General features: G+C 64.4%; 22 protein-coding genes. 13 read left to right on the plus strand and 9 right to left on the minus strand.

Annotated elements, in window-relative coordinates; genetic code table 11:
- From BM321_RS21625 to BM321_RS21660, 8 genes are all read right to left on the minus strand, one after another.
- Entirely contained in the window at window positions 1–1,197 is a 1,197-nt protein-coding gene (locus BM321_RS21625) for an ABC transporter substrate-binding protein (protein ID WP_092444672.1), read from the minus strand.
- The gene (locus BM321_RS21630; protein WP_092444674.1) at window positions 1,197–2,201 is read right to left on the minus strand and encodes a CobW family GTP-binding protein; all 1,005 of its coding nucleotides are present in this window, start codon (window positions 2,199–2,201) and stop codon (window positions 1,197–1,199) included. The genes BM321_RS21625 and BM321_RS21630 overlap by 1 nt, the downstream gene beginning before the upstream one ends.
- Window positions 2,198–2,497 carry a hypothetical protein gene (locus BM321_RS21635; RefSeq protein WP_092444676.1) on the minus strand — a complete coding sequence of 100 codons (300 nt, stop codon included), beginning with the start codon at window positions 2,495–2,497 and terminating at the stop codon, window positions 2,198–2,200. The genes BM321_RS21630 and BM321_RS21635 overlap by 4 nt, the downstream gene beginning before the upstream one ends.
- A gap of 14 nt (window positions 2,498–2,511) precedes the next feature.
- On the minus strand, window positions 2,512–3,261 hold the full coding sequence (locus BM321_RS21640) for an SDR family NAD(P)-dependent oxidoreductase (protein WP_092444678.1): 750 nt from the start codon (window positions 3,259–3,261) through the stop codon (window positions 2,512–2,514).
- A gap of 70 nt (window positions 3,262–3,331) precedes the next feature.
- Entirely contained in the window at window positions 3,332–4,093 is a 762-nt protein-coding gene (locus tag BM321_RS21645) for an SDR family NAD(P)-dependent oxidoreductase (protein WP_092444681.1), read from the minus strand.
- An 11-nt stretch (window positions 4,094–4,104) separates the two neighbouring features.
- The gene (locus tag BM321_RS21650; protein ID WP_092444683.1) at window positions 4,105–5,445 is read right to left on the minus strand and encodes an MFS transporter; all 1,341 of its coding nucleotides are present in this window, start codon (window positions 5,443–5,445) and stop codon (window positions 4,105–4,107) included.
- 27 nt (window positions 5,446–5,472) lie between these two features.
- A complete protein-coding gene (locus tag BM321_RS21655) occupies window positions 5,473–6,354 on the minus strand; it encodes a polysaccharide deacetylase family protein (RefSeq protein WP_060739506.1) in 882 nt (293 codons plus the stop codon).
- Window positions 6,355–6,387: 33 nt separating this feature from the next.
- A complete protein-coding gene (locus tag BM321_RS21660; RefSeq protein ID WP_092444685.1) occupies window positions 6,388–7,752 on the minus strand; it encodes an amidase in 1,365 nt (454 codons plus the stop codon).
- Between the two features lie 346 nt (window positions 7,753–8,098).
- Here BM321_RS21660 and BM321_RS21665 point away from each other — a divergent pair, with 346 nt between their 5' ends.
- On the plus strand, window positions 8,099–9,100 hold the full coding sequence (locus tag BM321_RS21665; protein WP_092444688.1) for a GntR family transcriptional regulator: 1,002 nt from the start codon (window positions 8,099–8,101) through the stop codon (window positions 9,098–9,100).
- 24 nt (window positions 9,101–9,124) lie between these two features.
- On the opposite strand, the gene BM321_RS21670 is transcribed toward BM321_RS21665, so the two are convergent.
- A complete protein-coding gene (locus tag BM321_RS21670) occupies window positions 9,125–9,892 on the minus strand; it encodes a ParA family protein (RefSeq protein WP_063323262.1) in 768 nt (255 codons plus the stop codon).
- 358 nt (window positions 9,893–10,250) lie between these two features.
- On the opposite strand from BM321_RS21670, the gene BM321_RS21675 reads away from it, so the two are divergent.
- The 12 genes from BM321_RS21675 (at window position 10,251) to BM321_RS21730 (ending at window position 21,171) form a co-directional block, all read left to right on the plus strand.
- Entirely contained in the window at window positions 10,251–10,970 is a 720-nt protein-coding gene (locus tag BM321_RS21675; protein ID WP_092444690.1) for a beta-ketoacyl synthase chain length factor, read from the plus strand.
- A complete protein-coding gene (locus BM321_RS21680) occupies window positions 10,946–11,755 on the plus strand; it encodes a lysophospholipid acyltransferase family protein (RefSeq protein ID WP_092328932.1) in 810 nt (269 codons plus the stop codon). The genes BM321_RS21675 and BM321_RS21680 overlap by 25 nt, the downstream gene beginning before the upstream one ends.
- The gene (locus BM321_RS21685) at window positions 11,736–11,993 is read left to right on the plus strand and encodes a phosphopantetheine-binding protein (protein WP_014336216.1); all 258 of its coding nucleotides are present in this window, start codon (window positions 11,736–11,738) and stop codon (window positions 11,991–11,993) included. The genes BM321_RS21680 and BM321_RS21685 overlap by 20 nt, the downstream gene beginning before the upstream one ends.
- A gap of 9 nt (window positions 11,994–12,002) precedes the next feature.
- Window positions 12,003–12,257: an acyl carrier protein gene (locus tag BM321_RS21690; protein WP_030140951.1), complete on the plus strand. Its 255-nt coding sequence runs from the start codon at window positions 12,003–12,005 to the stop codon at window positions 12,255–12,257.
- Window positions 12,254–12,799: a COG4648 family protein gene (locus BM321_RS21695; protein ID WP_092444692.1), complete on the plus strand. Its 546-nt coding sequence runs from the start codon at window positions 12,254–12,256 to the stop codon at window positions 12,797–12,799. The genes BM321_RS21690 and BM321_RS21695 overlap by 4 nt, the downstream gene beginning before the upstream one ends.
- Window positions 12,796–14,475, plus strand: a complete 1,680-nt coding sequence (locus BM321_RS21700; protein WP_092444694.1) for an ApeI family dehydratase — start codon at window positions 12,796–12,798, stop codon at window positions 14,473–14,475. The genes BM321_RS21695 and BM321_RS21700 overlap by 4 nt, the downstream gene beginning before the upstream one ends.
- A gap of 164 nt (window positions 14,476–14,639) precedes the next feature.
- Window positions 14,640–15,374, plus strand: coding sequence for a glycosyltransferase family 2 protein (locus BM321_RS21705; RefSeq protein ID WP_092444696.1), 735 nt, complete (start codon window positions 14,640–14,642; stop codon window positions 15,372–15,374).
- Window positions 15,371–16,315: an LpxL/LpxP family acyltransferase gene (locus BM321_RS21710; protein ID WP_092444698.1), complete on the plus strand. Its 945-nt coding sequence runs from the start codon at window positions 15,371–15,373 to the stop codon at window positions 16,313–16,315. Before BM321_RS21705 ends, BM321_RS21710 begins: the two co-directional genes overlap by 4 nt.
- Window positions 16,296–17,840 carry an HAL/PAL/TAL family ammonia-lyase gene (hutH, locus tag BM321_RS21715; protein WP_092444700.1) on the plus strand — a complete coding sequence of 515 codons (1,545 nt, stop codon included), beginning with the start codon at window positions 16,296–16,298 and terminating at the stop codon, window positions 17,838–17,840. The genes BM321_RS21710 and hutH overlap by 20 nt, the downstream gene beginning before the upstream one ends.
- The gene (locus BM321_RS21720) at window positions 17,833–18,258 is read left to right on the plus strand and encodes an acyl-CoA thioesterase (protein ID WP_060739517.1); all 426 of its coding nucleotides are present in this window, start codon (window positions 17,833–17,835) and stop codon (window positions 18,256–18,258) included. Before hutH ends, BM321_RS21720 begins: the two co-directional genes overlap by 8 nt.
- Window positions 18,255–18,848 (plus strand): outer membrane lipoprotein carrier protein LolA, encoded by a 594-nt coding sequence (locus tag BM321_RS21725; RefSeq protein ID WP_072407269.1) that lies wholly within the window; start codon window positions 18,255–18,257, stop codon window positions 18,846–18,848. The genes BM321_RS21720 and BM321_RS21725 overlap by 4 nt, the downstream gene beginning before the upstream one ends.
- Entirely contained in the window at window positions 18,832–21,171 is a 2,340-nt protein-coding gene (locus BM321_RS21730; RefSeq protein WP_092444701.1) for an MMPL family transporter, read from the plus strand. The genes BM321_RS21725 and BM321_RS21730 overlap by 17 nt, the downstream gene beginning before the upstream one ends.
- Window positions 21,172–21,176 lie beyond the last annotated feature (5 nt).

The following is a 21,176-nucleotide window of genomic DNA, read 5'->3' on the forward strand; positions in this document are numbered from 1 at the left end:
TCAGCGGCCTTTGTTGGCCGCACGCAGAAAATCCCCCCAGCGCCGCACCAGGTAGTTGTGCTCGTCCATCACCGAGTTCCACACGGCGATATGGCCCATGCGTTGCTCATACGAACCGCCGTCGCGCATTTCGCCGATGTCGATCAGCGGTTCGCCATCGCTGCCTGGCAACACTTCACGGGCCGGTTTGCCGGCGTACCAATAGTCCCATTCGGCATCGCTCAAATGATCGCGGCTGCGGGGCGGGTTGCTGATGTAATACCCCTGGCGCGCCATGACCGCGCCAGGCCATCCCGAGAGCCACCAATTAAGGAACGCATAGGCGGCGTCCAGCACCGCTCCCCGGGCATGGCGTGACACCGACAACCCACCGAACCAGGCGCGATAACCTTCACGGGGCACGGCAAGGCGGTATTTGATCCCGGCCCGATGCAGGCGCATGAGGGTCGGGGACCAAAGGCTCTCGATGTCGATGGTCGGGCTGAGCATCAGTTGCGCCGCCTGTTCGTCATCCGACCAGAACGCCGCGAAATGACCTTCGCGCTGCTTGCGCACCAACACGTCGGCCAGGCTGTCGATCTCTTCGATGCTGAGATTGCCGATGTCCTTGAACGACGCCAAACCCATGCCCTGTATCGCCAGCGCCGCGTCGATGGCGCCAATCGCCGCGTCGCTTTGCAGCGCGGTACGCCCGCTCCAGGCCGGATCGAGCAGCCAGCCCCAACTCTCGTTGTCACGGGAAAACCCCGTCGGCAAGCGTTCCGGGCGATAGGCAAAGCTGTCGGCGTTGTGGGTCAACGGCAACATGCTGATGTAGTCGCTGACGGTGCTGCCCAGGCTGCCGTCGTGTTGCACGTACAAGCGCTCATTGGGCACGCTGCCGCTGACCGGGCGATCCGCGGCGGACAACCGGCCGCGCTTGGGCAGGTCGTTGATCTCGTGCCACAGCGCGATGCGCCGGGTGTCGATGGGCTGGATCGCTCTCGCCGGCCAGACGAAATCAACGTTGTGAAACCACTGGTCGTACAGGTCGTAGCTGTCCGGTTGCATCACCGCGATGCGCTGGGCCTGCTCGACACTGTGGACCTGATAGACCAGGCGAATGCCCAGGTCCTGTTCGGCGCGAACCCGCAGGGATTCGAGCAGGGTGACGGAGGTGCCAAGCACCCGCAAGGTGATGGGTGAGCCGCTGGGCATCAGGCGCTCACCTCAACCGCCGGGGTGAAGCAACGGGTGAAGACATCGAACGAATGCCGCAACCGCTCCGGGTCCAGGCCCCTGACGATAAATACCAAGCGCGATTGGCGCTCGGCACAGGGCCAGTGGGGCAAGTGCACCGGCGCGTGCAGGCAATGCTGCACGCCATGGATGACGACTGGGGCCTGGAGGCTGTTCACGTTGAGCAATCCCTTGACGCGAAGAATGCGTTCGCCGTGGCATCTTAGCAGCATCGACAACCAGACCCCGAAGCCGATCCAGTCCAGCGGCTGATCGAAGGTCAGGCAGCACACCTGGGCCTCGCCGTGGGGCGTGGCCTGGCCGTGCGGACGATGCAATTGCCAACGGGCCACCTCGACTTCAGGCGTGGCGCCACGCAGGCCCTCGCCCAACAATAATTGATCGCCACTGAGCACGTCGTAGGTGTCGAGCAACGGCACCCCCGGGTTCAACGCTTGCAGCCGCTGACGCAACGCGCTGACAGCCGGCGCAGCGACCTGATCGGTCTTGCTCAGCAGCAGGCGGTCCGCGGCGGCTACCTGGGCCAGCCACTCCGGATGGATGCGCGCCTGCAACTCGGCGTGACAGGCGTCGACCAGCGTCACCACCAAGCCGACATGGAAGCGTCCGCGCAATTGCACGTCGTTGTTGAGTGTCGCCAGGATCGGCGCCGGATCGGCCAGCCCGGTCGTCTCCAGGATCACCCGTCGAAAAGCCGGGATCTCGCCCCGGTCACGCCGCGCCAGCAGATCGAGCAACGCGTCTTTCAACTCGCCGCGAATGGAGCAGCAGACGCATCCACTGGGCAACAGCACCGTGTCCGGCGCCACCTCCTGGACCAACAAGTGATCGATGCCGATATCGCCGAACTCATTGATCAGCAGCGCTGTGTCGCCGAGGCTTTCGTCTTGCAGCAGCCGGTTGAGCAAGGTGGTCTTGCCGCTGCCGAGAAACCCGGTCACGACGTTCAGGGCGATGCTCATGAGGCCGACTCCAAAGACTGGAGCAGGGCCGGATCGAGAGGATCCGCCGCGCGGCCCGTCATCGACTCGGCCAGGCTCCATAGCTGATCGAGCCCACTGGCCAGTTCCTGCCGCCCGGTGGCGCCCAGCAGCAAATACGCCGTGCCCTGGAAATCTTCGACCTTGAGCCGTAACGGCGCCAACACCCGGTTAATCGCTGAAATCCGCCGCAACCGTTCGCGACGACGGGGCAGCCCGTCACCCAGCGGATCGCTCCAATGCACGTCTTCGCCCAATAGACCGCACAAGCCACACATGCTTCAGCACTCCTTCATGGCATGACGTCGCCGGCGTTCGGGCCCAGGGTTTGCCCCACGAACAGGTTGCCTCCCGGGTCACTGGCCAGCAGCACGGCGGTGGGCGCCACTTCCGTGGCCAGGCCGAAGCGTCGCAAAGGCAGTTCGGCGGACTTGGCCTGTTTCCAACTTTCACTGATGCCGGCCACCAGCGGTGTTTCGATTGGTCCGGGGGCGATGGCATTGACCAGCACGTTGTCGGCGGCCACCTCCAGGGCCAGTGACTTGGTAAAGCCGATCACCCCGGCCTTGGCCGCCGCGTAGTGGCTGAGCTCGGCCCCGCCCTTGATGCCCAATTGCGAGGCGACATTGATGATCCGCCCCCAGCGCTGCGCCAGCATATGGGGCAAGGCTCGCTGGCTGGCGATGAACACGCTGGTCAAGTCGACCCGGAGCATGTCGCTCCACATGTCGATGCTCAGCTCGGTGCAACGTGCCTGGGTCAGCATGCCAGCATTGTTGACCAGGATATCGATACCGCCGAACTGCTCGACGCACGCATCGACCCCAGCCTGGGCCCCTTCGACCGTGCCGACGTCGGCCACGCACTCGTACGCTTCGACCGCCAACGCGCGACAGTCCTGTGCAATGACGGACAAGCGTTGCCCATCGCGATCGGTCAGCACCAGGCGCGCGCCTTGCGCGGCATAAGCCCGCGCGATGGCGGCACCGATGCCGCTGCCGGCGCCGGTGATCACGGCGCGGCGGTTGAACAGTTGTTGCATGGGACTATCCTCCAGATCCAGGGCAAACAGGGATGGCCATCACTGAAAACAAAACCCGTGACGCCCGGCTTCAATCCGGCCAACGCACGGTCAGGCCGCCGTCGATGATGATGCTCTGGCCCGTCAGGTAGCTGGACTCATCGCCGGTCAAGAACCGCACCAGCGACGCCACCTCATCGGCGCGGCCGACGCGCCCCAGCGGAATCGCCCGGGACGCCTTGGCCAGGCCTTCGGGGCCGAGGGAGTTTTTGCTGTCCAAGGACTGCGGCGTCTCGATCAGGCCCGGGATCACCGCATTGCAGCGAATGCCCTGCCCAGCCAACTCCACCGCCAGCGAACGGCATAGGCCTGGCACACCGGCCTTGGCCGCGGCGTAATGAGAATGGTCCTGCCAGCCATACACGCCGCCGGCGATCGAAGAAATCGCCACCAACGCACCGCCCTCGGTCATATAGCGAACGCTGGCGCGGAAGGTGCGCATCACCCCGGTCAGATCGACATCGAGCATGGCGTTCCAGGCCTCGTCGCTCATTTCCAACAGCGGCGCACGGCGTAGCAGGCCGGCGTTGGCCACCGCGTAATCAAGGCGCCCGAAGGTGCTGAATGCCTGCTCGGCCAGGTGATCCACCGAACGACTGTCGGTGACGTCCAGTGGCAGCATCAGGCATTCGCCACCCAACGCCTCGATCTGCTGGCGGGTGTCTTGCGGGTCGTGGGGGTCCGCCGGCAAGTAGCCCGCGGCCACCGCCACACCGTGACGGGCATACGCCACGGCCAACGCCTGGCCGATGCCGCTGGCGGCACCGGTAATCAATGCAACTCTACGGGTCATGAGGAGCCTCCTTATTTCACGGTTTCCGGACGGACGTGGCGCGCCGCGAACATCAGCGCGCCAGAGAGGAAACAAGGCAGCGCGCCGAAGTACAGCGCCGAGGTCTGCCAGTTGCCGCCTGCCGCCAGCACCTGGGTGGCACCGAACCCGGCCACCACCGCGCCGATCGGCCCCATGGCATGGATAATCGCGCCGCCCGTGGCGCGGATGCTGGTGGGGAAACTCTCGCCGATGAAGAACAGCGCCGCCGAGTAGGGACCGATCAGGAAGAACAGACCCAGGCTGTAAAGACCGACCACCATCGGCAGGTTGCTCGGCCCGTAGAGCATGCCGGCAAACGACAGCCCGCCCAGCATCCAGCCCAACGCGATGACATTGCGCCGGCCGATCTTGTCGCCCATCCAGCCATGGCTCAGGTAACCGCAGTAGCCCACCAGGTTGGAGAGCACCAGGATGATCAACGAGTTTTCGAAGGAGATATGGTGCACGCTGACGATCACCGTGGTGCCGAGCACGCTGAACACCTGGATCGCCGCCCAATTGAGCAGGATCGCCGCACCGATCACCAGTGTCGCGCGCCGCGACGTGCCGCGAAAGGCCGACGCGAGGCCGGCCTTGCTGTGTTCCTCATAGTCGACGCCGTAGGTGGACGCCACTGCCTGGGCGTCGGCGACCGCGCCGCTTTTGCGCAACTGGCCGATACGCTGGTGAATCTGGAACTGCGGGCTTTCCTTGAGCTTGCGCGCCATGATCGCAATGACGATGGCCGGGATCGCCGCAAAGATAAAACAGCCCTGCCAGCCGATGGTCGGCAGCAACACGGCGGTCAATCCGGCGGCGGTCAGCGCGCCCACCGGCCAGCCACCCTGTACCAGGCTGTAGATGAAGCCACGTCGCTTGGCCAGCCTCGGGTCATCGGAGGCGGCGTAAAGCTCGCTCAGGTAGGTGGCATTGACGGTCTCCTCGGCGTAACCCAACCCGCCCAGAGAACGGATCAGGATCAACGGCGATTTGCCCCAGGCACCGCCGATGGCCGTCAGTGCCGAACAGATCGCCGCGCCGCTGACGGTGAAGATGATCCCCATGCGCCGGCCCAAGCGGTCCACCAGCGGGCCGATGGCCAACGCCACCACCACCGTGCCGACCGCCACCCAGGTGGCGATTTCGGCCTGCTCGACTTCACTCCAATTGAAGTGCCGGCCGATTTCCGGCAACAACGTGCCGAACAGAATGAAGTCGTAGACCGCAAATACCCAGGCAAAAAAAGCGATCCAGGTGGCGAAGCGCACCTGGGCCGAGGTCAATTGCTCGGGCTTCCAGCCAGTCAGGTCGAGTTTGTTGTAGATGGACATGAGAACACGCCTCGAATAAATGCCGGATCAGCGGCTGCGGGGGTTGCGACGAATGAAATCGTCGGCAATTTCATCGAACGTGACGAAGCGCACGCCGGCATGGCCCTGGATGTGTTCGATCAGGCGCTCCAGCATCAGCAGCACCTGCGGGCGCCCGGAGACGTCGGGGTGGATCGTCATGGTGAACACGGCATGCTCGTGTTCGCGATAGACCCAGTCGAACTGGTCGCGCCACATCTCTTCGAGGTGCCGCGGGTTGACGAAACCGTGGCTGTTGGGCGACTTCTTGATGAACATCATCGGTGGCAGATCGTCGAGGTACCAATTCGCAGGGATCTCCACCAGATCGGTTTCCTGGCCACGCACCAGCGGTTTCATCCAGGTGTCCGGGTGCTGGCTGTAGTCGATCTTGGTCCAGCTGTCGCCGACGCGAACGTAGTAGGGGTGGAAGTCGTTGTGCATCAGGCTGTGGTCGTACTTGATGCCTTTCTTGAGCAGCAGCTCGTTGGTCACTTTGCTGAACTCCCACCAGGGCGCGACATAGCCGGTAGGCCGCTTGCCGGTCACCTGGGTAATCAACTCGATGGATTTATCGAGCACCGCCTCTTCCTGCTGTGGGGTCATCGCGATGGGGTTTTCGTGGCTATAGCCGTGCACGCCGATCTCGTGGCCCGCATCCGCCACGGCTTTCATCTGCTCGGGGAAGGTCTCCAGGGAATGCCCGGGGATAAACCAGGTGGTGCGCAGGCCGTAGCGTTCGAACAACTTGAGCAGCCGCGGCGAGCCGACTTCACCGGCAAACAGGCCGCGGGAAATATCGTCGGGTGAGTCTTCACCGCCGTAGGAGCCGAGCCAGCCCGCCACGGCGTCGACATCGACTCCAAATGCACAAAGAATATCTTTAGCCATGATCGGCCTCCGGTTGTGGTGGTGGTTCAAACATCAATAGGAATTGGCCAGCGTCGCTTCGACCGAGCGCGCGACTCGCAGGAGCCGCGCATCCTCGCCTTGGGGCACGCTGAGCAGCAGGCCGGTGGGCAGCCCCTGGCTGTCACGGCCGCTGGGCAGGTTGACACCGGGCATGTCGAGCAAACTGCCGGGCATCGTCAGGCTCAGGGTGGCGAGATTGGTACGGACAAACAGTTCGTCGTCGGTCTCCAAAGGCGCCAGCGGCGGGGCGACATGGGCCACGGTCGGCGTGATCAGCACCGCCCCGTCGAGTTCCTCGACGAGTTGGCGTTGCAAGGTCGATCGCGCGTCGTAAAGCTTGAGCACTTGGCTGGCGGTCATGGGCCGCGCCGCTTCGAGACGCCGGCGTACCCGCGGGTCGAGACGTTCGGCATCGGCGCTGTCGAGCAAGGCCTCATGCAAGGCGAACGCCTCGGCGGCCCCCAGCCAGCCGTGGTCGCGGATCAGCGCGAGGCTAGCCTGGAAAGCCGGCAATGGCCGAATCTCCACCAACGCCCCAGCGGTGCGCAGCGCCTGGACACCGGCCAGCACATTGGCCCGCACCGCGGCCTCGACACGGGCATCCTCCAGCACCGCTTGCTCGACCCAGAAACGCTGCCCGGCCAGGCTGCGCACCGGTGGCGCTTGTCGTGGGTCGCGCCCCTGAAGCAGTTCGTCGATCATCCAGGCGTCACGCACGCTGCGAGTCAACGGGCCGATGCTGTCGATGCTGTGGGCCAGAGGAAATACCCCATCGCGACTGTAACGACGAGAACTGGCGCGAAACCCCACCAAAGCGTTGAAAGCCGCCGGGATGCGGATCGAACCGGCGGTATCGGTACCCATGGCGATCGGCACGATGCCCGTCGCGACCGCCACCGCCGAACCGCTGGAGGAGCCGCCGGGGATCCGCGGTTGTGCATCGCTGAACGGGTTGACCGGCGTGCCAAAGTGCGGGTTGAGGCCGAGCCCTGAATAGGCGAACTCGCTGAGGTTGGTCTTGCCCAGGCAGACCATGCCGGCCCGGCTGAGCAGGCTGACACTGGCCGCGTCCAGCAACGCGGGCGGTGCGTTCCGGCGCACCGCCGCTGCCGCGGTGGTGACACTGCCGGCCACGTCGAACAAGTCCTTCCAGGCCAACGGTACACCGTCGAAGCCGCTCAACGGTTGCCCGGCACGCCAGCGCGCCGCCGAGGCCTGCGCTTCACGCCGGGCCCGGGCGTCGGTCAGCGACACGAACACGTGTTCGGCGCGAGCGGCTTGCCCCAGCGCTTGTTCCAGCACCTGGACCGGATCGGTGCGCCCTGAGGCGAAGGCTTCGGCAAGTGCAATGGCATCCAGCGAGGAAAATGGGCTCATGGGCTGCGGCATCCAAAAAACGTATCTATTATTAAAATGTACATTTTTTATGGAGCAGATTCCGTGCCAGCTACGCTTGCACAATCCATAGCTGCCGAACGCCAAAGCTCCCATAGAGGCTGGAACCATCGGCTTAGAGCTGCGTGGATGACTTGGATGAGCGGGGGCCTGGCCAATGTCCGGATGGCATGCTTATCTAATGTATATTTTTATAAAAGATACATTTAGGTGCATAAAAGTAACGTTTTGATGGAGCGAGCCCCACAAAAGGGCGCGCCATGTGACCCTCAGTGACACAGGACACTGTGAGAGAATCCCTCCATCGCCGTCATGCCCAGAGGAATCGATGAAAGCAGCGCCAGCCCAAGACCCGCGCACCGCGTCTCGCTACGCAATGATTCATCAGGTATTGCGTGATGCAATCACCGAGGGCACCGCACTGCAGGGCTTGGTGTTACTGGAAGCACCGCTGGCGGAGCTGTTCGGCACCAGTCGTGTGCCGGTACGCAAGGCGCTGGATTTGTTGCACGAAGAGCGGTTGATCAGCCGTTTTGACGGGCGTGGGTACTTGATCAATCCCCTGGGCCTGGACATCGAGCCGCTGCGCCTGCCCTTGAGCCATGTTCACCTTGGCCTGGCGCATGGCGAAAAACGAGTGGACACGCGACCACTGGGCGAGCGGATCCACGAAGAAATCGGCAGCGCGTTGCTGACCTGCATTACCTTCGGCCACTACCGCCTCGATGAACAAGCCGCCGCCGAGCATTACGGCGTGAGCCGGGCCGTGGTGCGAGAAGCCTTGATGCGCCTGAGGGACCGGGGCTTGCTGGAAAAAGAGCCCTACTCGCAGTGGCTGGCCGGCCCGCTCACGGCCCGGGAAGTCACCGAAGATTATGAATTGCGCGCCTGCCTGGAGCCCGAAGCGCTACGTCAAAGTGCGCCAGGGCTGAGCCGCGAGCAACTGCAAGCCATGCTGGAACGGGTAACCCAAGCGCAACAGGCTGAGCATTGCCCGGAAGAGACGATCCAGCGCATCGAGGAGGACCTGCACCAGCACTGCCTCAGCGGCCTGCAAAATCGCAAAATGGCAGCACTGATTCGCCAGGCCCAAAGCCCGATGATCATCAGCCGGATTTTCTCCCGGCTGCTGGGGATCGGCGCGGACCCCGCCATGCTGGCCGAGCACCGCCTGATCCTGGAACTGTTGCTACACGGTGCCTTCGACGCCGCCGCGTTGAACCTCAAGGAGCATTTGCAACGCGCCCGGCAACGCATGTTGCAACGCCTCAAGGTGCTATCGGTCGTGCCGGAGCAGGACTTGCCGCCCTACCTGAGCAAAATCAGCTGATCGCCCACGGTCGGCGGCCAGCCCTCAGCTTTCCAGCAATCCATGCAACTCCACGAACTGCTGGGTCAGCTTGTGCCGCGGGTCAAGGTGGATCAGCGGCAGGCTGGCCTGGTGGGATTCGCGCATGCGCACCGAGCTGCTCAGGTACACCGGCAGTACCGGCAGGCCTTCGGCGATTAGTTCGTCGAGAATCTGCTGCGGCAGGCTGGCACGGGCCTGGAACTGGTTGACCACGATGCCTTCGACTTCCAGGCCTTCGTTATGGTCATCCTTGAGTTCTTCAATTTCCGCCAGCAGGCCGTACAAGGCCTGACGGGAGAAGCTGTCGCAGTCAAAGGGAATCAGCACCCGATCAGCGGCGATCAAGGCTGAAACCGCATAGAAATTCAGCGCTGGCGGGGTGTCCAGGTAAATCCGGTCGTAATCCTCCTCCAACTCTTCGAGCAATTTGCGCAGCTTGTTGATCTTGTGCTTCGCCTCGAGCTTGGGCTGCAGGTCCGTCAGCTCCGCCGTGGCGGTGATCACGTGCAGGTTGTCGAACGGCGTTTCGTAGATATCCACCTTGTTCTTTTTCGAGAAAGGCCCGGACGACAGGGTCTGCTTGAAAAAGTCGGCAATGCCCATGGGGATATCGTCGCCGGTCAGGCCAGTCAGGTATTGAGTGGAATTGGCCTGGGCATCCAGGTCCACCAACAGCGTGCGATAGCCCTCGCTGGCGCTGACTGCCGCCAGATTGCAGGCGATGCTGGACTTGCCCACGCCACCTTTCTGATTGAACACCACACGCCGCATGTCAAAACCTCCGTGTATCAAAGATTCCCGAGTGTAGTAGGCCGCGACACTGCTTAGCTACCTTCTGCGTAGAAGGACTACAGCAACAGTGGCTTTTCCAACGATTCAGACGTCAATCGTGCCCGGATAAAGACAGAAACAACCGACAGACAAGCCCGCGACAATCGCAATAATGGTCCAAGCCAGGCATCGAGTGGACCGACTCGTACATTTTGCCGGGCAAAATGTAACCAGTATTTGCTACAAGCCAACCGCACCGGGATAATGCGCGCCACTTGGGTCGCAAGGCCATGCAGGGTAGGACGCGGGTCAAACCACTGAACCGTGACAATAAAGCCCCGCAGGGGTGGGATGAGTCTTGATCAATTTCAGTATCGCCCAATGGCGCGCATGGGCCCCTGGGCTCGAAAGCGTGGACGACTGGCAGGCCTGGAGCCGACAGCCGGTTGTATTGCCGGCCAGCGATGCCGCCCCTGACGTATCGTTCCTGCCCGCCATGCAGCGTCGTCGCCTCAGCCGCCTGGCGCGGATGGCTTTCAGCGTCGGCTGGCCACTGGCCGAGGGCCAGCCGAACCTACCGTTGGTCTTTATTTCCCGCCACGGCGAAACCCCGCGCACTTTCGAGATTCTCAAGGACCTGGCGGCTGACCAGCCCTTGTCGCCCACCCAGTTCAGCCTGTCGGTGCACAACGCCGTGATCGGCCTGTGGTCGATCATGCGCGGCGAAACCAGCGAAATGACCGCCCTGGCCGCCACCGGCGACGGCTTGGAACACGGCGTGCTGGAGGCCGCCGCCTTGTTGAACGAAGGCGCGCCGGCGGTGTTGCTGGTGATCACCGAAGAACAACCGCCGCAAGTCTACGCACCGTGGGTCGATGACGTGCCTTTCCCCTATGCCGTGGGCCTGCTGCTGACGCCGGGCGACGACTGGCAACTGGAGCTGTCCGCGCAGGCCGGCCAACGATCCGGCGGCGACTGGCCCCATGCCCTGGACCTGTTGCGTACCCTGCTGAATAACGAAACCACCTGCCAACATGCCTGGAAGAATCGTGTATGGAACTGGCAACGCAACCGGTGACCGGTAAACATCGCGACGCCTATTACTGGCGCCTGGTCGCGACCGCCGCAAGCTTCGCCCTGTTCGGGCTGGGCGGGCTGTGCCTGCGCTTGCTGGTTTTTCCGTTGCTGGCCTGGCTGCCCGGCGATGCCCAGGCCCACCGACAGAGGGCTCGTCGCACCGTCGGGCGGTTGTTCTGGTTCTTTATCCGGTTCATGGCCCGTACCGGCGTGCTCACCTACCAGATCGATGGCGCCGAACGGCTCGGGCGCCCCGGGCAGATGATCATTGCCAATCATCCCTCGCTGATCGACGTGGTGTTCCTGATCGGGCTGGTGCCCAACGCCAACTGCGTGGTCAAGCAAAGCCTGTGGGACAACCCCTTTACCCGTGGTCCATTGCGTTCAACCCAGTACATCAGCAACGACGGCAGCATGGACATGCTCGATGCCGCCAGCGATACCCTGCAAGATGGCCAGACGCTGATCGTGTTTCCCGAAGGGACTCGCACCCAGCCAGGCCAGGTGCCGGCCTTTCATCGGGGGGCCGCGGCCATCGCCCTGCGGGGTGCGAAAATCCTCACGCCCGTCACGATCAAGGTCAACCCCACGACCCTGACCAAGGCCGAACCCTGGTATCGCATCCCCCGACGCCGCGTTCACTTCAGTTTTCACGTCGGGGCCGATATAGATCCACAGGCGTTCGCCGCGCTCGGCCCGCCACCCCAGGCTTCGCGCAGGCTCAACGATTTCTTGCATCACTATTTCATCAAGGAGCTCGCCGAAGATGAGCGATCTGCACCGTGACATCAAACAGCTGATCATCGACGCCCTCGGCCTGGAAGACATCGGCATCGACGACATCGGCGACCACCAGACCCTGTTCGGCGAAGGCCTGGGCCTGGATTCGGTGGATGCCCTGGAGCTAGGCCTGGCGATCCAGAAGGAGTACGGCATCAAGATCGACGCCGACGCCAAGGACACTCGTAACCATTTCAGCAATGTGGCAAGCCTTGCGGCCTTCGTCACTGCAAAACGCCCCTGAGACCGGACCATGCAAACTCGTGACGACATTTTCAACACTCTGCGTGACGCCCTGGTCGAGCTCTTCGAGCTGGACCCAGAGCGCGTGACGCTGGAATCGAACCTGTACCAGGACCTGGAAATCGACAGCATCGATGCGGTTGACCTGATCGACCACATCAAACGCCAGACCGGCAAGAAAATCGCCGCCGAAGAGTTCAAGTCGGTGCGCACCGTCAATGACGTGGTCGAGGCGGTCTATCGACTGGTTCAACCGGCCGCATGACCCGGCTGATTGGCCTCGGCCTGCTGCTGGCAGGCCTGCTGTACCCCTTTGCGGTGTATTTCGGCATGGAGCATTTCGCCCCGTGGCAGTTCGGGCTGCTGCTGGGTAGCCTGTGGCTGGCCCGGGCGTTGCTAGGCAAGGGCGGTGACGGCAGCCGCTGGATGGCGACCACGGCGATCGTGTTTTGCGGGTTGCTCGCGCTGTTCAACAGCCCGCTCCTGCTGCGTTGGTACCCGGTGCTGATCAGCGGGTTCATGCTTGGGCTGTTTGCACTGAGCCTGAAATACGGCCCGCCAATGATCGAACGCCTGGCCCGCCTGCGCGAACCGCAGCTGCCGGCCAAGGCGGTGGTCTATACGCGTCAGGTCACGGTAGCCTGGAGTGTGTTTTTCCTGTGTAACGGTTTGCTCGCCGCCGCCCTGACCCTGTGGGCGCCGCTGAGCTGGTGGATGTTGTACACCGGCCTGATTTCCTACGGATTGATGGGGCTGCTGTTTGCCATTGAATGGCTCATACGACAACGGGTAAGAGGCCGCCCATGAATTGGATAACACTTGAGCGGATGTTGCTCAGGGCTCAACCGGAACGCGCCGTCGCGGTCGCTCCGGCGCTGGATCATTCGCAACTGCGGGACGCGGCGTTGCGCCTGGCGGCCGGCCTGCAAGCCCGGGGCGTGCGCCAGGTGGCGGTGCACCTGGAAGATGCAGCCGACCTGGCCATCGCCCTGCTCGGTGCCTGGCACGCCGGCACGCGCGTCCTGCTTCCCGCCGACCTGCAAGCGCAGACACGCCAGCGCTGGGCGCCGGAGGTAGACCTGTGGCTGACCGACCAGCCCGGCGACACCCATCCCGACGACGTGCAACACGCGCCGATGGATGCCGCCGAACTGGACCTCGATCACTGCTGGCTGAGCCTGTGCACCTCCGGCTCCAGCGGCGAGCCCAAGCGCATCGAGAAAACCCTGCGGCAGTTGAGTAACGAAGTCCAGGCCCTGGAACAGCTGTGGGGCGCCGACCTGGGCCCGGCCTGCATGATCGGCAGCGTTGCCACCCAGCATATCTACGGGTTGCTGTTCCGAGTGCTGTGGCCGCTGTGCGCCGGGCGTCCGTTCGGACGCAGGCAATTGGCGTTCCCCGAAGACCTGCAACGCGCCAGCCGCGAGCAACCGGTGTTCGCCTGGGTCGCCAGCCCGGCGTTGCTCAAGCGCATGGGCGATAACCTCGACTGGCCGGCCCTGAGCAGCGTGCGCCGGGTGTTCTCCTCCGGCGGCGCCTTGCCAACCGAGGCCGCGCAAAGCTTGCAGCGACGGCTGGGACAATGGCCGACGGAAATTTTCGGCAGCTCGGAAACCGGCGGTATCGCCTGGCGCCAGGGTGACCCATGGTGGCAGCCCTTTGCCGACGTCGAGCTGAGCCAGGACAGCGACGGCGCCTTGCTGATCGCTTCGCCCTATCTGCCCGCCGGGCATGTGGAACACACCGCCGACGCGGCGCGCATCGCCGAAGATGGGCGCTTCGAGCTGCTCGGGCGACTGGACCGTATCGTCAAGCTCGAAGAGAAGCGCATCTCCCTGCCCATGCTCGAACAGGCGCTGGTGGCCCACGACTGGGTCAGCGAAGCGCGGCTGGGCGTGGTGCAGGAGAATCGCGCCTCCCTCGGCGCGCTGCTGGTGCTGAGCGAAGCTGGCCTGCGAGCCTTGCGCAACCAGGGTCGACGGGCCGTGACCGAGGGCCTGCGCCGGCACCTGAGCGAACATTGCGAAACCCTGGCCCTGCCACGGCGCTGGCGCTGGCTGCGGCAGTTGCCGCTCAACGCCCAGGGCAAGCTGCCCCAGGCCGAGGTCGAGGCGCTGCTGATGGCGCCACGCCCCAAAGCCCCCGACGTGCTGGAGCAAGTCGAAACCGACGGTGAGTGGAACCTGCGCCTGGTCGTGCCGCCTGACCTTGCGTACTTCAGCGGCCACTTCCCCACCGCTCCGGTATTGCCCGGCGTGGTACAGGTCGACTGGGCCTTGAGCCTGGGCCGCCAACTGCTGGACCTGCCGCCCCGGTTCGTCGGCATGGAGGTGCTGAAATTCCAGCAACTGGTTCGCCCCGGTGACGACATCCAACTGCACCTGCGCTTCGACCGCGAGCGCGGCAAGCTGTACTTTGCCTACCGCAATGCGACGGCGGCCTGTTCCAGCGGGCGGATTGTGTTGGGGGAAAACAATGCCTAGGCCTGCAATCAAATCCCAGTGGCGAGGGAGCTTGCTCCCGCTCGAGCGCGCAGCGCTCGCCCAGCGTTCTCAAACACAGGGGCCTGCTTCGCAGCCCAGCGGGAGCAAGCTCCCTCGCCACAATAAGCTTCCTGGTGACAATGGATCGATGGAGGACAGGCAAGATGCATAGCCCCTGCGCCGTCATCCCGGTCTACAACCACGAAACCGCCATCTCGGCGGTGGTCCAGGCGTTGCTCGCCAACGGCCTGCCCTGCGTGCTGGTGGATGACGCCAGCAACCCGGCATGTGCCGCCGTACTGGAACGGCTGGCCGAGGGCGAGCAGGTGCATCTGGTCAGGCTCGCCGTCAACCAGGGCAAGGGCGGCGCGGTGATGACCGGCTTGCGGGAAGCGGCGCGCCTGGGTTTCAGCCACGCCTTGCAGGTGGACGCCGACGGGCAGCACGACCTGGGCGACGTGAAGACCTTCATCGAGCAATCCCGTGCCCACCCGGACGCAGTGATCTGCGGCTATCCGCACTACGACGCCAGCGTGCCGAAAGGTCGCCTGTACGCGCGCTACCTGACCCACGTCATGGTCTGGATCAACAGCCTGTCCCTGCAAATCCGCGACTCGATGTGCGGCTTTCGGGTCTACCCCTTGGCACCGACCCTGGCGCTGATCGACTCGGCCAATATCGGCAAGCGCATGGATTTCGACTCGGACATCCTGGTGCGCCTGGCCTGGCGCAATCAGCCGATGCACTGGCTGCACACCCGGGTCCATTACCCTCGGGACGGCGTTTCGCACTTTCGCCTGTTCCACGACAACGTGCTGATTTCCAGCATGCACACCCGGCTGTTCTTCGGCATGCTGGTGCGCGCGCCCCTGATTCTCTGGCGACGGTGGCGGGCATGAGCCTTCAGACAGACAAGCAACATTGGGCCGACCGCCAGGAGCGCGGCAGTTTCTGGCTGATGAAACTCACCGCGCTCGCCGCCAAGGTGCTCGGCCGACGCTTGCTGACCCCGGTGCTGTACGGCATCGTCCTGTACTTTTTCATTTTCGGCCGCAGCGCGCGCCAGGCGGCCTGGCAATACCAGCAGCGCCTGGCCGACTGGAGCGCGCGCCCCGAACTGCGTCCTACCCGCTGGCGGGTGTTCGGGCAGTTCATGGCGTTCGCCGATTCCTTGCTCGACAAGCTCGACGTGTGGAACGGCAAGCTGAGCATCGACCAGATCGAAATCGTCGACCCGGCGCTGCTGCGCAATCACCTGCGCGATACCCGCGGGCAGATGCTGGTGGGCGCGCACCTGGGCAACCTGGAGATGTGCCGGGCCCTGGCCGAACTGGGCGAGAAAGTGACCATGAACGTGCTGGTGCACACCAAGCACGCCGAGCAGTTCAACCGTTTGCTGGGCGAGGCCGGTGCCACGCACTTGCGGCTGATCCAGGTCAGTGAGCTGAACCCGGTGATCATGCTGCAACTGAGCGAGCGCCTGGAGCGTGGCGAGTGGCTGGCGATTGCCGGCGACCGCGTGCCACTGCACGGCGGACGCAGCGTGATCGTGGACTTCATGGGCCACCCCGCGGCATTCCCCCAGGGGCCCTGGTTGCTGGCCGGCCTGCTGAAATGCCCGGTCAACCTGCTGATGTGCCTCAAGCAGGATGGGCGCTATCGCGTCACCCTCGAACCCTTCGTCGAGGCCGTGGTGTGGAAACGCAACGACCGCGAGCAAGTGATCGCCCATTGGGCCGGCCACTATGCCGAGCGCCTGGCGCAGTACTGCCTCCAAGGCCCCCAACAGTGGTTCAACTTTTACCCTTTCTGGAAGACCGATGACGATGCCCACTCTTGAGCCGGTAACCTTCGGCGAACGCCCCCTGCGCATCGAAGATGTGCTGGCCCTGGCCAACCGTCAGGCCCCGACGCAGTTGCAGGATGACCCGGCGTTCCGCCAGCGCATCGCCAAGGGTGCGCAATTCCTCGATTCCTTGCTGGACAAGGAAGGCGTGATCTACGGCGTGACCACCGGCTACGGTGACTCTTGCGTGGTGGCGGTGCCGCTGCACCATGTCGAGGCCCTGCCGCGTCACCTGTACACGTTCCACGGCTGTGGCCTGGGCAAGCTGCTGGACGCCCAGGCCACCCGCGCGGTGCTGGCGGCGCGCTTGCAGTCGCTGTGCCACGGCGTGTCCGGGGTGCGGGTGGAACTGCTGGAGCGGCTCCAGGCCTTTCTCGAACACGACATCCTGCCGCTGATCCCGGAAGAAGGCTCGGTGGGCGCCAGCGGTGACCTGACGCCACTGTCCTATGTGGCGGCCACGTTGTCCGGCGAACGGGAAGTGATGTTCCGCGGCGAGCGGCGCCTGGCCGCCGATGTGCACCGTGAGTTGGGCTGGACCCCACTGGTGCTGCGGCCCAAGGAAGCCCTGGCGCTGATGAACGGCACCGCTGTGATGACCGGCCTGGCCTGCCTGGCCTTCGCCCGGGCCGACTACCTGCTGCAACTGGCGACCCGTATCACCGCGTTGAACGTCGTCGCCCTGCAAGGCAACCCGGAACATTTCGACGAGCGCCTGTTCGCCGCCAAGCCACACCCAGGGCAAATGCAGGTCGCCGCGTGGCTGCGCAAGGACCTGGCGATCGACGCGCCGACGGCGCCGCTGCATCGCTTGCAGGATCGTTATTCCCTGCGCTGCGCGCCCCATGTACTCGGCGTGCTGGCCGACAGCCTGGGCTGGCTGCGTTCGTTCATCGAGACCGAACTCAACAGCGCCAACGACAATCCGATCATCGACGCCGAAGCCGAGCGCGTGCTCCACGGCGGGCATTTCTACGGCGGGCATATCGCCTTCGCCATGGACAGCCTGAAGAACCTGGTGGCCAACGTCGCGGATTTGCTGGATCGGCAACTCGCGCTGCTGGTGGACGAGCGCTACAACCATGGCCTGCCGAGCAACCTGTCCGGCGCCAGCGCCGAGCGGGCGATGCTCAACCATGGCTTCAAGGCCGTGCAGATCGGCACCAGCGCCTGGACCGCCGAAGCCCTGAAAAACACCATGCCGGCCAGCGTCTTCTCGCGCTCCACCGAATGTCACAACCAGGACAAGGTGAGCATGGGCACCATCGCCGCCCGGGACGCGATCCGCGTGCTGGAGCTGACCGAACAAGTCGCTGCCGCCACGCTGCTGGCGGCCAACCAGGGTGTATGGTTGCGCAGTCGCGGCGAAGACGCGCGGCCCCTGCCGCCGGCCCTGGCCGCCATGCACCAGCAACTGGCCGAGGATTTCGCCCCGGTCATCGAAGATCGCGCCCTGGAAGGCGAACTGCGCCTGTGCCTGCAACGCATCGCCGAACAACATTGGAGGCTGCATGCGTAGCCAAGGCGTTCTGCACGTCGACACCCACATCGTGGTGCCGTTTTTCGACGTCGATTCGATGAACGTGGTCTGGCACGGCCACTACGTCAAATACCTGGAAGTGGCCCGCTGTGCGCTGCTCGACCTGATCGGCCACAACTACAACGACATGCTCGAATCCGGCCATGCCTGGCCGGTCATCGACCTGCAACTGCGCTACGTGCGCAGCGCCGTGTTCGGCCAGGCCCTGACCGTGCGTGCCAGCCTGGTGGAATGGGAAAACCGGCTGAAGATCAATTACCTGATCAGCGACGCAGCCACCGGCGAGCGCCTGACCCGCGCCAGTTCGGTGCAAGTGGCCGTGGACATCGCCAGCCGCGAAATGCTGCTGGCCTCGCCCCGGGTCTTTGTCGAAGCCGTCGAAAGGAAACTGCCATGAAGCGTTTGTCGATCTGCCTGCTGTTGTGTTGCCTGGCGCCGTTGGCCCAGGCCTTCGACCTGCAGCAATTGAGCGACCAACTGGCCCGCCCGGAGGTGATCCACGGCCAGTTCATCCAGGAAAAACACCTGCGCGCCCTGCCCCAACCCCTCACCAGCAAGGGCCGCTTCGTACTGGCAAAAAACCACGGCCTGCTGTGGCTGCTGCAAACCCCGCTGCAACAGGACTACCGCATCACCGCCCAAGGCATCGCCCGACGGGACGGCAATGCCTGGCAGATGTTGCCGAACAAGAGCGCCGGCGCCGAGCAGAACCGCCTGTTCCTGGCAGTATTGCAAGGCGACAGCAGTGGCTTGCAACGAGATTTCGAACTGAGCCTGTCGGGCGAACCGCAGCAGTGGAAGCTCACCCTGACCCCGCGCTCGGTGCTGCTCAAGCAGGTCTTCAAGCAGATCAACATCGACGGCGGCGAACTGGTCCAGCGCATCGAACTGCTGGAAACCCAGGGCGACAGCACCGTACTGCGCATGCAGGACAGCACCAGCGCACAGCCCTTGAGCGAAACGGAGCAACATGATTTTGCCGAGTGAACGGATGCTGCCACGGCTGTTCCTGATCCTGCTGCTGGCCGTGCTCGCGCTCGCCGGCTGGCAGTGGCGCAACGGCGCGCCGCTGTCGGCCAACCTCATGGAGCTGGTGCCGGGCACATCACCCGATGCCCTGGAGCTGGTCGCTGAACAACGCATGCAGGAACCGTTGAATCGCGAGGTGCTGGTGCTGGTCGGTCATGCCGATCGCCAGCAAGCCATCGCCCTGGCGCAAACCCTGGGCGAGCAATGGCAGGCCAGCGGCCTGTTCGACAAGGTGCAGTGGACATTGCAGGCCGACTTGCCGGCGCTGCGTACGCAACTGCTCAACGGGCGGTTGGCGATGCTCTCGGCGGCGGACCGGCAGCAACTGATCGAACAGCCCCAGGCGTTCATCCAGCAACGGGTGCAGGCCCTGTTCGACCCGTTCAGCGGCTTCAGCCTGGTGCCGAACCAGGACGATTGGCTGGGCCTAACCGGGCGCATCCAGAACAGCCAGCCCCAACGCGGCGCGATCAAATTCGACATCGGCAGCGGCGCGCTGGTCGCCGATGCCGACGGTAAAAGCTGGGTGATGCTGCGGGCCCGTGCCCAGGGCAACGCCTTCGACATGAACCTGCCGCTGCAAGTGGCCGGGCTGCTGCAACGCAGCCGCGACCAGGCGGGCCAGGCCCAAGGGCAACTGCTGGCGGCCAGCGGCCTGCTGTACGCCGCCAGCGGCCAGCAACAGGCCTCGCGGGAAATCACCTGGGTCGGCGGTGGCGCGACAGTCGGCATCTTACTGCTGCTGTTGCTGGCCTTCCGACGCCTGCGGGTGTGGCTGGCGTTCGTGCCAGTGCTGGTGGGCATGCTGTTCGGCACCGTGGCGTGCGTGGCCTTGTTCGGGCGCATGCATGTGATGACCCTGGTATTGGGATCCAGCCTGATCGGCGTCGCGGTGGACTACCCACTGCACTACCTGTCCAAGAGCTGGAGCCTCAAGCCATGGCGCAGCTGGCCGGCCTTGCGCCTGACCCTTCCGGGGCTGAGCCTGAGCCTGGCGACCACCTGCATCGGCTACCTGGCCCTGGCCTGGACGCCGTTCCCGGCCCTGACCCAGATCGCGATATTTTCCGCCGCCGGGCTGGTGGGTGCCTACTTGACCGCGGTGTGCCTGTTGCCAGCGCTGCTCAACGGTGCGGATTTGCGTCCGGCCCAGTGGCCGCTGCGGCTGTGCGAAGGCCTGCTCCAGATCCGCCAGGCGTTGTTGGCACGGGTGCCTACGCCAGTGCTGCTGGTGTTGCTGCTGAGCTTCTGCGCGGGCGGCCTCTGGCACCTGACCACGAAAAACGACATCCGCCAGTGGATCGGCACGCCTCAGCACCTCACCGACGAGGCCCGCGACATCGCGCGCATCACCGGTTTCCAGCCCACCAGCCAGTTCTTCCTGATCCGCGCCGACAATCAGTCTCAACTGCTGGAGCGCCAGACCGCCCTCAACGAACGCCTGGACCAGTTGATCGCCCTGGAAAAACTCCAGGGCTACCTGTCGCTGAACCAACTGGTGAGCCCGCCCGCCGACCAGCAGAAAGTGCGCGAGGCCCTGGCCCGGTTGCCGGCTGTCTGGCAGCCGTTGCTGGACCTGGGCGTGCCGGTCGCCGCGCTGCAAGCGGAACTGGCGCAATTGCAGGCCTTGCCGATCACCGACATCGATGCCGCGCTGGCCGGCCCCCTGGCCGAGCCGTACCGCACCCTCTGGCTCGGCCCCACCGCCCAAGGCGTCGCCGCCACGATCAGCCTGCAAGGCTTGAACGATGCCGCGCTGCTGCGGGTGCAAGCCGTGGACTTGCCGGGGGTACAACTGGTGGATCGCCTGGGCGACCTGAACCGGGTCTTCGCCGCCACGCAGGTCAGCGCCGCCGAGTTGAAACTGGCCTCCTGCGTGCTGATCGTGCTGGTACTGATCTGGCCGTTCGGGGTCGGTGCGGCCTTGCGCATCGTCGCCCTGCCATTGCTGGCCGCGCTGTGCAGCCTGGCGAGCCTCGGCTGGCTGGGACAGCCACTGACCCTGTTCAGCCTGTTCGGCCTGCTGCTGGTGACGGCCATCGGCGTCGATTACGCGATCCTGATGCGCGAGCAGATTGGTGGCGCGGCGGTAAGCCTGCTGGGCACTTTCCTGGCAGCGATCACCACCTGGCTGTCGTTCGGCCTGCTGGCGCTTTCCAGCACACCGGCGGTGAGTAATTTCGGCCTGGCGGTGAGCCTGGGGCTGGCCTTCAGTTTCATGCTGGCGCCGTGGGCCGGGCGTCACGAACACCCCACACCCGCTCAAGAAGACCCACGATGATTACG

It is taken from the genome of Pseudomonas sp. NFIX10 (genome assembly GCF_900111955.1).
Classification (GTDB): domain Bacteria; phylum Pseudomonadota; class Gammaproteobacteria; order Pseudomonadales; family Pseudomonadaceae; genus Aquipseudomonas; species Aquipseudomonas fluorescens_AA.

Coding starts and splice junctions, on each gene's coding strand:
- BM321_RS21680 (WP_092328932.1), top strand. CDS start 10,946: ATGGAACTGGCAACGCAACCGGTGACCGGTAAACATCGCGACGCCTAT.
- BM321_RS21665 (WP_092444688.1), top strand. CDS start 8,099: ATGAAAGCAGCGCCAGCCCAAGACCCGCGCACCGCGTCTCGCTACGCA.
- BM321_RS21720 (WP_060739517.1), top strand. CDS start 17,833: ATGCGTAGCCAAGGCGTTCTGCACGTCGACACCCACATCGTGGTGCCG.
- BM321_RS21705 (WP_092444696.1), top strand. CDS start 14,640: ATGCATAGCCCCTGCGCCGTCATCCCGGTCTACAACCACGAAACCGCC.
- BM321_RS21685 (WP_014336216.1), top strand. CDS start 11,736: ATGAGCGATCTGCACCGTGACATCAAACAGCTGATCATCGACGCCCTC.
- BM321_RS21650 (WP_092444683.1), bottom strand. CDS start 5,445: ATGTCCATCTACAACAAACTCGACCTGACTGGCTGGAAGCCCGAGCAA.
- BM321_RS21690 (WP_030140951.1), top strand. CDS start 12,003: ATGCAAACTCGTGACGACATTTTCAACACTCTGCGTGACGCCCTGGTC.
- BM321_RS21725 (WP_072407269.1), top strand. CDS start 18,255: ATGAAGCGTTTGTCGATCTGCCTGCTGTTGTGTTGCCTGGCGCCGTTG.
- BM321_RS21640 (WP_092444678.1), bottom strand. CDS start 3,261: ATGCAACAACTGTTCAACCGCCGCGCCGTGATCACCGGCGCCGGCAGC.
- BM321_RS21695 (WP_092444692.1), top strand. CDS start 12,254: ATGACCCGGCTGATTGGCCTCGGCCTGCTGCTGGCAGGCCTGCTGTAC.
- BM321_RS21625 (WP_092444672.1), bottom strand. CDS start 1,197: ATGCCCAGCGGCTCACCCATCACCTTGCGGGTGCTTGGCACCTCCGTC.
- BM321_RS21730 (WP_092444701.1), top strand. CDS start 18,832: ATGATTTTGCCGAGTGAACGGATGCTGCCACGGCTGTTCCTGATCCTG.
- BM321_RS21670 (WP_063323262.1), bottom strand. CDS start 9,892: ATGCGGCGTGTGGTGTTCAATCAGAAAGGTGGCGTGGGCAAGTCCAGC.
- BM321_RS21630 (WP_092444674.1), bottom strand. CDS start 2,201: ATGAGCATCGCCCTGAACGTCGTGACCGGGTTTCTCGGCAGCGGCAAG.
- BM321_RS21655 (WP_060739506.1), bottom strand. CDS start 6,354: ATGGCTAAAGATATTCTTTGTGCATTTGGAGTCGATGTCGACGCCGTG.
- hutH (WP_092444700.1), top strand. CDS start 16,296: ATGACGATGCCCACTCTTGAGCCGGTAACCTTCGGCGAACGCCCCCTG.
- BM321_RS21660 (WP_092444685.1), bottom strand. CDS start 7,752: ATGAGCCCATTTTCCTCGCTGGATGCCATTGCACTTGCCGAAGCCTTC.
- BM321_RS21700 (WP_092444694.1), top strand. CDS start 12,796: ATGAATTGGATAACACTTGAGCGGATGTTGCTCAGGGCTCAACCGGAA.
- BM321_RS21645 (WP_092444681.1), bottom strand. CDS start 4,093: ATGACCCGTAGAGTTGCATTGATTACCGGTGCCGCCAGCGGCATCGGC.
- BM321_RS21710 (WP_092444698.1), top strand. CDS start 15,371: ATGAGCCTTCAGACAGACAAGCAACATTGGGCCGACCGCCAGGAGCGC.
- BM321_RS21635 (WP_092444676.1), bottom strand. CDS start 2,497: ATGTGTGGCTTGTGCGGTCTATTGGGCGAAGACGTGCATTGGAGCGAT.